Genomic DNA, 12626 nt, shown 5'->3' on the forward strand with positions numbered 1-12626 from the left:
ACTGCGCTCGGGTGATTTCAGTCCAGGCCATCTTGATCTCATCAGGTTATCGCAAACCCATGAATCATAACCCGCTGAAATCACTCAACTCATTTTCGGTCAGACACTGAGGAGTTGGCAGACTGTTTCCTGCAGATTTCAGTATTATTCGCGGTCTTATAACCCCTGAAAGGTCAGACGTTTTTTGATTTAGCGAGACCACAATAATTATCCAAAATAAAAATGTTATTACTTTAATTAATAGAATTTAATTTAATTAATATATATAATATATTATATTATGTGTTAATTCCACCAGTCTGACTATTATCAACAGGCGGAAGAATTATCGTATTAAGCGATGAAATCCATGTATCTGACAGATTGTTCAGGATCATGATTCGATTTGCCTGAGTAGCATCACCGAGAAACCGAGCCGCTATGTGCCAAAGAGAAATGTCACTCGGACTTACCTGAATACTTTTTGACAATTTTTTTCCCTATTTTGATAAATTACTTTATAATCATTCTTCCACTATGATACTGTACTTCCATTTGAAATTCCCACGTTGCCGATAGCACGGGAAAGGTAAGCACCAGCCTGTGCCGCGGATGCAACAACCCCTGAATGTGCCACGCTTGCCGCCAGGGAACCTGAGTCTGGCACTACATCCGTCCCGGCATTTGCAGCGATGGATGATAATTCTGTTCCAGACGTATTCATGAGGGAAGAAACTACAGTTTGTCCTGAAACAAGCTCTGTTCCAACGGCATTAATTGCCGATTGGCTGCTAATAGATGACAATGCCCCTGTATCTGTTGAAATACCGGATAAAGTTGCAGAGACACTTGAAAGCTGTCCTCCTGCACCAAACAAGTTGGCCAGCGGTGTAATTTTCCCAACATACGTAGAAACTGCACTGGTAGCCGAAGAAACATAGGCGCCTACAGTACCAACAAGTCCGCTGATTTCCTCAACAGCGGCACTGGCATCTTCACCAATAAGACTGGCGAGACCTGACTTGGTACTGTTGAATGTCGCCACAACAGAAGGAATAATCTCACAAACGATACTATACGGCATAACGCTGCCATTATCTGTATATATTGCCCTGAATGACGTAATGATAACCTGACGGGACAACCCCGCACCTGTGAATGTATAAATTCCACCGTCACGCACCATTGCAGCGATTAAATTAGCGCGCGATAATGCATTATAACCACGAAACACACCTTGCCAGATAAGTGGTTCCTCATAATATCCGGCCAGAGAAACAGTTTTGCCACCACCGGGACGATGCAGAACTGATGCATCCTGATATCCGCCGCACGAAAGAGAGGACGGTACCTCCGTGTCAAGAAACTCAACACTACCGAGAGTGAATGACTGACCACCAATAGCGGCACCTACAGCCCCAAGCACGCCTAATAAACTGGTCACAAATGCACTCCCGGGTAACATGGAGTGCTTTGCACCCATGAAAGTGGTGAAGTCGTCGGAGCAGCAGAAAGACCGTCTCCAAATTTTCGCACAACAGCATCCGCGATTTCAGAGACATTGGAAACATGTACATGACTTGCCTGATGATGAGTTTTTCGTGGCGGATCCGGTTCACCAACTCTCCCGATGTCAGAGTGTCCAGCGAGATGAGCAGGGGCATTCCAGGTGATTTCCGAACGTTGCATTGGCCGTCTGCTTCCAGTCATCCGAAGCCTGTCAGACTCGCCAGACGTATTTCCCTTCCTGGAAAACGACATCATCAATGCAGACCGGTTTCTACGAAACGTAAACATCGCCTCAGACATCAGTAAATTATCTCCATTTGATGATGTCTTTCTATTTTTTATAATCGACTCGTGAACACTTCCCATCCGTCCAAAGTTACCGGATTCCGATTTTTTTTTGCTACGATCATAATGAGTTTTCTGTGTACTTCCACTCAACTCAAATACAGTGGGCACATAGCTTCGCGAAGGCAAACTCAAATCATTAGAAAATGCACCTACGCGTTTTTTTGAAGCTAAGCGGCCATCATATATCCACTTTTTTGCATTTTTTATAAGAGTACCAGAACTCGTTTTGAAGCCCGTTCCTGATTCATCACTTTTCTGGACATACGCTGACGGCAGAAGAAGCTTCTCACTGTTTTTTCTGTTAAAAAACTTCAAAACAGGCGCACCACTTCCTCTGGAAGACTGGTGCACCACCTCCGAACTTCCGCGAATTGTATTCCGAACGTCGATACGAACTGCCGGACTGGATAACGCCTTAAATGCCGTAAGACCAGCCAGAATGGTACCACGCGCTTCGCGAGAATGAAGGACGAACTGTGTATGCCCCGGATTTGCGAAAATTATCTTGTCACGCCCCGATCGATCCGCCTCATGGAGGCCCGCGACTTCCTGATTGCTATATGCCTCCCGACGTCGAACGGACTTGTTCACACTAACCGAAGGCCTGCGTGGTTCATTTCGCCGCATCGTATAAGAAGTAATACCACGTCGGCCAGCAAAGCCGGGCCATGAACTCGCATGCGCAGTAAATATTCTCGTAGAAAACGGTAACTTATTTGTTCTTGAAGACAGCATTCTTAGAATACCGTTCTCTTTTTTCTTGTATTTTTCCCATACGTTGTTAAGTTTCGAACCTAAAAACTGATTTATAATTGTGCTTTTATTGAGTTTATCGGGGATAATATTGAATGATCTATTGTCCCGCTTCAGGGTTACAAAGCCGAACATTCGTAATGAAACCACAGATCCTCACAACAAATGCCATAAATTTAAAATATATAGAAGATCGATTTCTAAATCACTCTATCCACATACCACGTTCCCAGCAATAATCCTCCCCGTCCAGTCGGCCCGCAATAACAAGAGCCGCCGCGCGAACTCGCCAATCCCATTTCAGGATGACATCATAGGGAACATTCACGCGGAGGAGAGCCATAATCGTCCAAAGAGACGGGGAGGACGCTAGTTTTTTATTTCTTCCATCTGATTATCGGAATCCCTGGCAGTCTCCGAAGAAATATATTCTTCAATTGCATTGATTCCATCTATACCAAGATTATTTGCAAGATCCTTAATTCCTTCCCTGTTACGCGGAAACGGTAGTGGTATTCCATCAATAGCGCGTACCGAGCACCATGTCTGGGCAGCATTCAGGTACATCTCGTTCCTGGCGCCGTCACCACCACAAGAAAGAATAAAATCAAGTATTTCACCCGGGTTCATTTCCCGATATTCTAATTTTTTTCCACATTTGGTATTTATTATAATATTTTCCGACATTATTCCTCCTCGAAATCAGACTACCCGGCGCTGGCTGGCGAAGAATTGTACTGTTTGCGTCACAATATTTTCCGCGTCGAATTTTCCTGCATTGGAAAATGTCAGAGTTAAACCAGAATATTCATATTTTGATATCGAACTATCGGCCTCCTGAATATAACAGTAAAGCACTCCGGACGAAATTGTGTTAGCATTCCAAAATGCCAGTTCATCAGCATTAAACAGCGTATCCAGAGCCGAGTTACCACGATCTATAGTAAAGCTACCTCTCCATCCTGCCGGAGTATTAAATTCTATAGGAGGTTTGTTCAGTGGATTTGTTCTCTGAACCCGGATCTCCTGCCGCACCTGGAAATCGACTACATCCTCCAGATCGACTCGTGTCCCATTCCAGATCAATATGATAGAGCCCTGACGCCCAATAGTGTATGGCGCAGTCATTAGTTACTTGAAACCGTCACGTCGGCCCCTCCATTTATATTTACAATAAATTTACGGTTTACGCCAAGATAGGTGACACTGATATCAGCCTGGAGATAACCGAGTGCAGTTCTCGACTGCGGATTATTTACTGACGAACAAACCACGGAATATGCAGAACTTCCCGATGAACTGCCGATAATACCTTGTGACTGTAAATCTGATAGAAATCCCGTTAAAGTTGCTTCAACATTGGAAAATAACGTCGGTGAAATAGCCAGCCCGATATAAATACCCATCCCATTCGAAATTGTCTCGGCAATAAAATTTGTTACCCGCGTATATTCATCACCATCAATTTCCGGGTTGCTGGAAACATTAAACCCACCTCTTACACACCAGTACGCGCCACCGGGAGCAGGATTGCAAATGACATCAATACCATTTTGAAACAAAGATGTTAGTTCAGCCGACGAATACGTCAGGGTCTGTCCGTCAGCTGTAAGACCTGCTTTCTGACTTCCAATGATTCCATATAACTGTTTATTTAAACTGGGTAGCTCCGGAGACAACGTCGAAAGGCGTCCTGCGACAAACCCCTGAGGTGACACCAGCCTCGTCATCGAATTTTCAGAGTCGTACCAATACAACCAGTCACCCAGCATCACCTTCAGCGCATAGCTGTCCACACCCGCGGATGTTCGTCTCGACAAGGCATCCGAAATAGTTTCATCCAAAGGGCCGCATGCAATCATGTACATGCCTTCAGCAAGACCAAAAGCAATCTGCGTCGACCATGTTGTTGAGTCTGTTACACCCGTTAAAACACCGATACTGCAGCTCTGCCCACGCAATGCATACATACCAGTCCTTGCGACACCGTCAGAACCAACGAGACTCTGTGCTGATACACCCGAGTTGCCGTCCTGGCCGTTCATAAATGTCTGACCCGTAATAACGGCCGGAGATACATTCGAATTAGCGCCAGGCGAAGCCACAACCAGCGCACTTGGACCCCGTGTCGCCGACTGTCCATTATTTACTGCACTCACGAGATTAGCCCAGAAAGACACATTTCCCTGGGCTACAGACAAGTTATCAAATGATTCCGGTAAGGCATTTGGCATCTGCAACACAAGTTTCCATGTTCCCGGAGCCGATCCTGCACTCATCTCCAGGCTGATTGTGTTTCCAGCAGTTCCACTGTATTTCGCCGAAAGAAGAACCGGGTAAGTTCCAGCCGTTGAATCATAAAGCAACGCGTAAGATGCTGCAGTATCTGTCCCGTCAGTAACGCGCACACCAACGAAATCACTCGCGCCCTGAACAATAGCCGTCGACACAACGGTCGCCAGATCAAATACCGATGTCTGCATCGGACCGAACGCCGCGATCCGTTCCTGTGACGTCCCAAACACTACCGGCGTATTAACTGGCCCCCACGTTGCGGTACCGACAAGACCGACAACGTTTGTCGAAGCGCCTGAAAGAGAGGTGCTTCCAGCAGTCTGAATCTGAACATAAAGATCCGGAACAGCAAGTGCTGCAGTATTAAGGGATCCACTTTGAGAAATTATACCCATTTCTATTCGCTTTTCTGCTCAACAACACGAGCTGCGGCTATTTTTGGCATACTAACTACAATGACAAATTTTGCCTGACCAGAATTCATAATACTCGCTATCGTCATCTTGTTTTCAATCAGATCTCCCTTTTTATAAGGACCAAAATCCGACACCACTAATAAAGTTTTTTCCATTGGTCTCTCTACGTAATAAATGGAAGATCTGGAAACACACTTTCATGCGTTGCATTCTTTATAGCTGACCCCACCGTAGTAACACGAGTTGTATCTGGTCCTGTTTGTGAATATGTCGGTGCAAGCCAGCCGCCTTCGGCAAACTCATTCCATGCATAAATCAATCCCACAGACGCAGGAGATTCTGTCGAAGACTGTAAGAATGTTGTCATATTCATAATATGTGTTGCTATGTCAGGTGCCAATGCCTGCATGTAATAATTCGAATCCGTTAAAGCCGGACTCAATGGATAAAATTCCTGAGGTCTGTCTACAAGTGGCCTTTGATCCCATCCGGTCATTGCAGTCGGAATCATTGGAAAGCCAGTATTCGACCGGCCATCCCAATCATTCTCGGCGGCCCGTACAAGTGCTGAATACGGTTGCGGCGCTCCGGAGAGACGCGGAGTACAGTACGCTCCGGCAGCATCTGCTCCTACATTTTGTGCTGCGATTGTATTGTCATAATCCGCAAGCGCAGCTCCGGAAAGATACACAATATAGGGATTCTGTCCCGTAGCAGCTGACACCGCATTGCGTACAAATGTAATTGCCTGACTAAGCCCTCCCGGCAAGCCTGCCAGTTGTTCTGCGCTCGCATCCAGGACAAAATACAGCGGTCTCCCATTCATTACGGTCATATATTCATTGCGGGACATAAGATTGATGTCTCGTTTCAGAACATCAGCATAACCATCTTCACTATCAGTATCAGACCAGTTTGAAGACTGGCCAATCATACAAAAGCGAAGGCTACCTTTGTTATTACTAGACAGGTATAAAGAAAGGGCCAGACTGAGCGTATTATCCTGCTCATAAGAATCAAAGGCCCAGAACGATAATCCGCAGGAAATTGCACTTGAAATTTCCTGATCTATAGATTGTTGAGATGCCTCCGGCCATGACGCAACTCCTTTCGAATCTAAGACCGCGTTTCCAGGCAATCGGTATAACCACTCCGGAGCATCCAGGGCTGTCGCACATTGCTGATCAATCGAATTGGTCATATCGTACCATGCATCGAATCTGATAGCGCCCACCGGCGGAAGTGCCGCGGGAATAGCAGTTCCTCCGACACCGAAAGCCCAGTCTGAATTTACGATTCCAACGGGCCATAATGCCGGAACAGACTGCATAGTCTCTGTCCACGCAATCTCGATTTTCCATGTAAGATCAAGACGATATAAATTTGCATTCAAATTTGTATCGATTATTTCCCGACCGGAAAAATCAAGATAGCCCACCTCACGTTTATCCAGATCAGATAATGGAGCCTCCAGAAGCGCTGCAAGAACCGCCTGCTCCATAATATCTCGCATTTCTATAGATGGTGCAAAAATAGAAACATTAAAACCTTGTTCTGTACGTGATAATTCACGAGCGACGGTTACACATTCGCCAACTCTTCCGTATATCGTATCGGGATAATTTACTGACAACGTTGCACCGGAGCATGACACATCAGAATGTCCGATATTATTGATTTTAGCAGAAATTTTCTGTGCGATTAACACAGCAGTATCTCCGGAATTCACCTGAACAGGATACGCTATATTATCGATGACAGCACCCGCGACTCCTTCGTATGCGGCTACTCCCTGAAATGTAACGGTATCACCTGATTTTGCACTTAGAAGGGTTAGACCAAATGCTGTATCATTTTCCCTGGAATACCAGGCTCTCCGATACCTTGTTTTATCGACAGTGCTTCCGGCTTTTTGATTAACAGTTATCCAACCCACTCCGGGTGACGCCATCAGATCATTACCTAGTTCAGTTTCCTGCGGCCATCCTCGACAAATTTTTACATCGAAACCAATTGCAGATGTCATTACCTCGCCAGAAGAATCCGGGTAAATATAATCCGCGACGGCTTTTGCCAGTGCAGATTCAACTTCACAGATTTGTACCATTACACCTGATCCGCAGAAACTGTTAGCCGACATCCAAAATTTGTCGTTTCTACGCTCCAGATATGATATGAATTGCCCGCAGCTGTTCTGACACGCAACCCCTGATGCAATTCCACATTCTCTATAGCAGGCATCAATATCTCAAACCCGCCAGCAGGAACATCTGTACCAAGATGCGTTGAAGGACGACCGCCACTGCCACTGCGCAGCATTGATACAGGCCATTGCTCTGCAACACTATGATCACGACTCCACACTGGCCCTTCTGGTGAGCGAAGTCCCATCAGGCCATTATCTGAAGAAATATCACTCTCAAAAATTGATATGATTTCATTAGTCAAAACTACAAATATCGGCTTTCCTGGTTCTATTCTCGATATAAAATACGTGTCGCACTGAATATCAGGTAATGAAGTATCCTGTTGTACGACGAGGTAATCTCCACGCATTAATCCAAACGTATTTATCGATCCAAATGCAAATTTATGCCCCCATATCAGCGGCGATGTATCTGACATTGCTGCAGTAGAATCGAATAAACATTTTTTATCAGAAATATAACCGTCAGGAATCGGATTACAAGATACGTTACCTCTGTATTGCTTTACATTTACTCCAAGAATAGCAGCCGTCTTTTCTAAACCTGCTGCAATTTTTTTCTGTAAGCATATCGATTTCATCAGATAACGAACCTAATTGTACCAGAAGACCATCCTGGACCAGGTTCAACTCCAAGAAAACGGATAAGCTCAAGTCTTTGCTGATTAAAAAGTGAAATCCTCTCGGATACTTCCGTTTTGTTATGCGTCCACACGGAAGCTTTATCTGTATCAAGATTTTGAGCCGCATGGGAAGGACCCAATTCAAGACACGCAAGAGTCATCAACATAGAACGCAAAATTTCTATTTCTGCGTCGGACAGGTTATTTAATTTATATTCAAATGTTCCATATTTTGCGAAATACGGCCATGAATTTTGAATATTAGATTTGATTCCGATTACCGGATACCAGCAGTACCGCCGTAAATTAACTTTTTCTGCGTCGGTGAGACCAATCGAAGATAACCCTTCGGTCATTATAATTTCCCGAACTAAAATTATCCGCAAAGGTGGCTCACAAATAGTGAGCCACCGAAACACATTACAGGCTTTCGATGATAATGCCTCGTTTTAAGTAACTATTTGTCGATGTAGGGATAATAGATGGGTTTACCGTCGCATCAGTCGGAAGCGCGAAGCCACCAATCCAATACCACGACTGAGCGATAATCTGTTTCAGGCGATCCAGTGGCTCACGAGTTATCATCATGATTCCATCGACATTCTCCACCAGAGCCTTGTCGCTGTCAGGAATATCGAGCGTACCATTGTAGTCACCCTCGATGAGAGCACCTTGCCCACAAACAATCGCACGATGGATTACACCTGCCCCCAGAGACGCCTGTAAAGGCGCTTCAGTAGTAGGAATAAATCGTACACCCAGAAGTTCCACAACAGATCCGGCACGATAAGTTTCGCTACCATACGCACCACGATAAAGATATTTAAAATCACCATCCCGGAACAATCCCAGCATTTGCTGGTCATCCAGATAACAATGGTAAGCTCCGTCAATTGTCGGAACGTTATTCATTCGTAGCGCAGCAACTGCCGCGAGAACCGTCTGAATTCCAAGCGTATCGCCAGCAACATAAGTACTGGACCCATAGTTTCCGCTTGGAGCAACAAGCTGCGATGTTGTCAGCTTGTTATTCGGACGCAGCACCAGGGGAGCCGTAGAGGCAACTACAGGATTTCCCTCTGTTGCATCTGCTACGGAGACAGACGTCGAAAAGGTGAGTTTTCCGGACTGCCCCAATGGCGCGGTCGATGTATTGACGGCATCAGCACCCACACCAACCAGCGTGTAAGCATTACTGCCGACAGTCACTGTCATACCGGATGACTGAGCAACAGAGACGACCTGACCGGAAGAATTTAAAAGACGTTCAAAACCCCGGATATCGTCCACAGATACTTGTGTGCCAGATGCTGAAAGTGTTACCGAAACACGGGTATTTCCACCCATATAGCCACCAACACCAGACGAGCCACCGCCGAACAGCGTATTTCGCGCAATGCGATCCAGCGACTGGAGAGCCTGAATTCCGTTCGTATTTGCATTCGCAAGGAACTGGTCGGCGATACCAACACCCTCACTGACAACGTTCAGGTCGATCGTATCACCATACTGATTAATTGTCAGAGTATACTGCTCGACCGACCATGTTGAAGGTGTCAGGCCGTTATCGAAGTTCGTATTCTGCGTCGGATTCATTGGCGTCGTAACCGGCGCCTTCAGACCTTTTCTTGTCTTGGTAATACTTTCACCAATACGATTTGGGAAAATCTCCCGGTCGGCAATCGCCCGGAATGCAATACGCGACTGAAGAGCTGCGCTAAATTCACGAGCGAGATAGCCTTCCTGAATAATCGGCTGAAGTTGCGCGGGGAAATTATCAATAGCCAAGTTTTAGATCCTTCAATTATAACGACGTGAATAAGACGGAGCAATTTTTTTAAGTGACGCTTTGTAATCTGACTCGGTCATATCACGGACCGATGTTGGGGCTGCCGCCTTCAATCGGGGCGCCGCAACAGTTTTTGCAGTTCCGGTTAATTTTCCTTCTCTCTCGCGAGACGGAAACAGAAATGGTTTACATGTCTTCAGTTCAGAAAACGCTTCTTCCACACCAACTACATTTCCATCTGTATCGACAGAGACGTTCGATATATCAAGCAGAGGAAGACAATCCATATCCACAAGACCAGACGTAACAGCCGCTGCTTTAATCGCAGCATTGCGTCTTACTTCAGTCATTTCTGCATTACGCGTTTCCGCCGTGACAACAGCCTCAACACGAACCCGCTCCAGTTCAGCCTCCATAGCAGAATTACGTGCGCGGGCTTCAGCCAGATCCGCCTGCACCTGGGCGAGCTGCCCCGAAAAAGCATCTGCAACACTATCTGCTGCAGATCGATTCACAGGACCAATATCGCCGTTACCACTCCCCCCATCTTCTGGCGACCACGTAAGTTTTTCAAATAATTTCATTTATACCTCAGTTGGATCTCGATCCTGAACCTGACCGTCCAATGCTTTCAGACGTTCATCATGTGCTTTAATATCATCGGTTATTTTATTTTTTTCTTCACCAACATGTTGAACATGCGTCGCCGGACGCATCATCCTGATAGCGGTATCGATTGATATCGCATTAGCAGAACGAGCTGCCTGCACCGCATTAGCCATAGTCTGCATGTCTCCAAATGTTGGTTCAAACCATGGAGGCCATACCAGGGAAATATTTCCGGATCTGACTGGTCCGTAAAATTTTCCAGCAACATTCAAGTCGGGAACAATCTGACTGATACGGCAAATAAGATTCAAAACTGAGACCAGACCATACTCACCGTACGACCTGCGTAGTCGTCCTGTAAGCCACGTCAATCCCAGACACATCAATTCCATGGCACGGCCCGACTGAGCTGCCGTGACACGATCACCATGAGCTCGGTTCCCATGCATCGCTTCAAGTGCCAGGGCTCGTAACGCTTCCCACATATTCAGAGAAGCAGCAGCGCCAGTACCATTAATTTCCAGCAATTTTGCATCACCTCCTTGCGGTAAAGATATCGCGTGAGATGCGTCTTTTGGCATCTGCGGCGACATCATACCAGGCAACTGATACTCATCTGTGGAAAGCACCATTGTTGGATCAGCTGAATACCTTAACCCTCTTACTGTTTGTGAAAGCAGGTAATCAGCATCAATCATTGCGTCGATACCTGCAGCGAAGGTGCATTTTCCATCAGGTGAGCCAGGATCATTTCCAGGAAGATTTTTAATCCATACGATTGGCACAATACCCAGACCATGCTCCACTGATCTGGCCTCGTCCTTCACAAGAGTGTCCCAGGTATGCTGACCACTCTCTAATTTTACTGGCTGATACCAGACTGTTTCATTTTCCGTAAAATCTCTTGTAAACCAGTAATTTCCTGGAGGATATTCTCCAAATCCAGCACGCTCCAGACCGTCGGAATCAACGACGTATCGTTCCCGCACTCGTATAAGCCTTCGCGAATCAAAGAGGGAAAATGTCGGTTCAAGAAAACATGTCTTCTTTATTTCCACGACAAGATCGTCATCGACTGCCTGCACCAGAATGGCTACCGACCCAACAGAACCCATAACTGCAGCCTGTTCCATTACCGAAGCCAGGTTCAGGTCAGAAATAATATTCCTGATCAGATGCTCACGCTCATTATCATCCGCTCCATCTTCTGTCTTTGCGACGACAGTTGGCCAGTGAGACTGGCTAAAAAGCAGAGATGCCGAATCATCAACTACTGTACTACAAAGATGGCTTCTTATCGAGGGACGCCGTCGATTGATAGGTATATACGTCCCGTCGGTATCGCAGCTTTTAAAAAATGGATACGGTATATGATCATACAATGTTCCATCCAGAACCCTTTCGAGAGCCAGAAGATTCCTTGTCCGACGTGGAAACGTAGAGGGAAACATCATTGTTTTTTTTAATTCAACCCAATCCACCCCTGATGACCTTTCTTTATATTTATCTCTGTATAAAAATAAATTTTGAACTATCGCTCAAAAAAATCCTGCGTAGCAACGGCTGCACCTGCCTTTGAAAACCTAAAAAAGAAATAATACCCTGTTGCATCGACAAGATGATCAAACCCGCCATTTTTATCCGGCTCTGATGTCCCGCCACAATAAATATAACGCTCGTAGCTTTCTATACTTGATCGACATCGTGGTGATACATATGCATGCCTTTCACCTGCCGAGTTTTCAAACATAGCATTTGTTACATTTAGCCGATCTCTGACGGGAGGAGCTTTCTTCATAACATTAATTTTAAATCCAAAAGACTTTAGAATAGAGATATCAGTTCGCCCACAAGAAGACGTTTTGTTTGCACGACCGGAAGGATCTGGATATATCGTTATATGGTCGCATGAATTTTCCGTAGCACCCGAAAACAATTTCTTTTTTATAGAGTATTTTCTGGATATTTCACGTGCCATTTCATCGGTGTTAGAGCCTGAATCAGAAAGCGGTTTGATTGATTTTTCGCAGAACTCTGCGGATATGGGCAATCATCAACCATGCGCAGGATGACGAGATTGTTGTCTCGACATCCTTCGT

At 45.6% G+C, this 12626-nt stretch carries 13 protein-coding genes and 1 pseudogene; all 14 read right to left on the minus strand.

Features of this window, described 5'->3' with window-relative positions:
* Positions 1-514: 514 nt before the first annotated feature.
* On the minus strand, positions 515-1423 hold the full coding sequence (locus tag GOB85_RS17285) for a hypothetical protein (protein WP_173578679.1): 909 nt from the start codon (positions 1421-1423) through the stop codon (positions 515-517).
* Positions 1420-2724, minus strand: a complete 1305-nt coding sequence (locus GOB85_RS17290) for a hypothetical protein (protein ID WP_173578680.1) — start codon at positions 2722-2724, stop codon at positions 1420-1422. The genes GOB85_RS17285 and GOB85_RS17290 overlap by 4 nt, the downstream gene beginning before the upstream one ends.
* Positions 2725-2958: 234 nt before the next feature.
* Positions 2959-3276, minus strand: coding sequence for a hypothetical protein (locus GOB85_RS17295; protein WP_173578681.1), 318 nt, complete (start codon positions 3274-3276; stop codon positions 2959-2961).
* Positions 3277-3291: 15 nt separating this feature from the next.
* Positions 3292-3717 (minus strand): hypothetical protein, encoded by a 426-nt coding sequence (locus tag GOB85_RS17300; protein WP_173578682.1) that lies wholly within the window; start codon positions 3715-3717, stop codon positions 3292-3294.
* Positions 3717-5279, minus strand: a complete 1563-nt coding sequence (locus GOB85_RS17305) for a phage tail protein (RefSeq protein WP_173578683.1) — start codon at positions 5277-5279, stop codon at positions 3717-3719. The genes GOB85_RS17300 and GOB85_RS17305 overlap by 1 nt, the downstream gene beginning before the upstream one ends.
* Before the next feature lie 2 nt (positions 5280-5281).
* Entirely contained in the window at positions 5282-5455 is a 174-nt protein-coding gene (locus GOB85_RS17310) for a hypothetical protein (RefSeq protein WP_173578684.1), read from the minus strand.
* An 8-nt stretch (positions 5456-5463) separates the two neighbouring features.
* Positions 5464-7407, minus strand: coding sequence for a glycoside hydrolase family 71/99 protein (locus GOB85_RS17315; RefSeq protein ID WP_173578685.1), 1944 nt, complete (start codon positions 7405-7407; stop codon positions 5464-5466).
* Entirely contained in the window at positions 7407-8087 is a 681-nt protein-coding gene (locus tag GOB85_RS17320; protein WP_173578686.1) for a hypothetical protein, read from the minus strand. The genes GOB85_RS17315 and GOB85_RS17320 overlap by 1 nt, the downstream gene beginning before the upstream one ends.
* A complete protein-coding gene (locus tag GOB85_RS17325) occupies positions 8087-8485 on the minus strand; it encodes a hypothetical protein (protein WP_173578687.1) in 399 nt (132 codons plus the stop codon). The genes GOB85_RS17320 and GOB85_RS17325 overlap by 1 nt, the downstream gene beginning before the upstream one ends.
* Positions 8486-8549: 64 nt before the next feature.
* Complete coding sequence (locus GOB85_RS17330) at positions 8550-9917, minus strand: DUF4043 domain-containing protein (RefSeq protein WP_173578688.1); 1368 nt, start codon at positions 9915-9917, stop codon at positions 8550-8552.
* Positions 9918-9929: 12 nt separating this feature from the next.
* Positions 9930-10502: a phage scaffolding protein gene (locus GOB85_RS17335; protein WP_173578689.1), complete on the minus strand. Its 573-nt coding sequence runs from the start codon at positions 10500-10502 to the stop codon at positions 9930-9932.
* The gene (locus GOB85_RS17340) at positions 10503-12008 is read right to left on the minus strand and encodes a phage portal protein (protein ID WP_338421797.1); all 1506 of its coding nucleotides are present in this window, start codon (positions 12006-12008) and stop codon (positions 10503-10505) included. It abuts the gene before it with no gap.
* Between the two features lie 50 nt (positions 12009-12058).
* Positions 12059-12505, minus strand: a complete 447-nt coding sequence (locus tag GOB85_RS17345; RefSeq protein ID WP_173578690.1) for a phage terminase large subunit family protein — start codon at positions 12503-12505, stop codon at positions 12059-12061.
* 22 nt (positions 12506-12527) lie between these two features.
* A pseudogene (locus GOB85_RS17350) lies at positions 12528-12626 on the minus strand (IS5/IS1182 family transposase); the annotation flags it as partial.

The sequence above is a fragment of the Acetobacter fallax genome, from assembly GCF_011516735.1.
GTDB lineage: Bacteria > Pseudomonadota > Alphaproteobacteria > Acetobacterales > Acetobacteraceae > Acetobacter > Acetobacter fallax.

Excerpts from the sequence above, each read along its gene's own strand:
- GOB85_RS17290 (WP_173578680.1), bottom strand. The coding sequence starts at position 2,724 with ATGTTCGGCTTTGTAACCCTGAAGCGGGACAATAGATCATTCAATATT.
- GOB85_RS17295 (WP_173578681.1), bottom strand. The coding sequence starts at position 3,276 with ATGTCGGAAAATATTATAATAAATACCAAATGTGGAAAAAAATTAGAA.
- GOB85_RS17300 (WP_173578682.1), bottom strand. The coding sequence starts at position 3,717 with ATGACTGCGCCATACACTATTGGGCGTCAGGGCTCTATCATATTGATC.
- GOB85_RS17305 (WP_173578683.1), bottom strand. The coding sequence starts at position 5,279 with ATGGGTATAATTTCTCAAAGTGGATCCCTTAATACTGCAGCACTTGCT.
- GOB85_RS17310 (WP_173578684.1), bottom strand. The coding sequence starts at position 5,455 with ATGGAAAAAACTTTATTAGTGGTGTCGGATTTTGGTCCTTATAAAAAG.
- GOB85_RS17315 (WP_173578685.1), bottom strand. The coding sequence starts at position 7,407 with ATGGTACAAATCTGTGAAGTTGAATCTGCACTGGCAAAAGCCGTCGCG.
- GOB85_RS17320 (WP_173578686.1), bottom strand. The coding sequence starts at position 8,087 with ATGAAATCGATATGCTTACAGAAAAAAATTGCAGCAGGTTTAGAAAAG.
- GOB85_RS17325 (WP_173578687.1), bottom strand. The coding sequence starts at position 8,485 with ATGACCGAAGGGTTATCTTCGATTGGTCTCACCGACGCAGAAAAAGTT.
- GOB85_RS17335 (WP_173578689.1), bottom strand. The coding sequence starts at position 10,502 with ATGAAATTATTTGAAAAACTTACGTGGTCGCCAGAAGATGGGGGGAGT.
- GOB85_RS17345 (WP_173578690.1), bottom strand. The coding sequence starts at position 12,505 with ATGGCACGTGAAATATCCAGAAAATACTCTATAAAAAAGAAATTGTTT.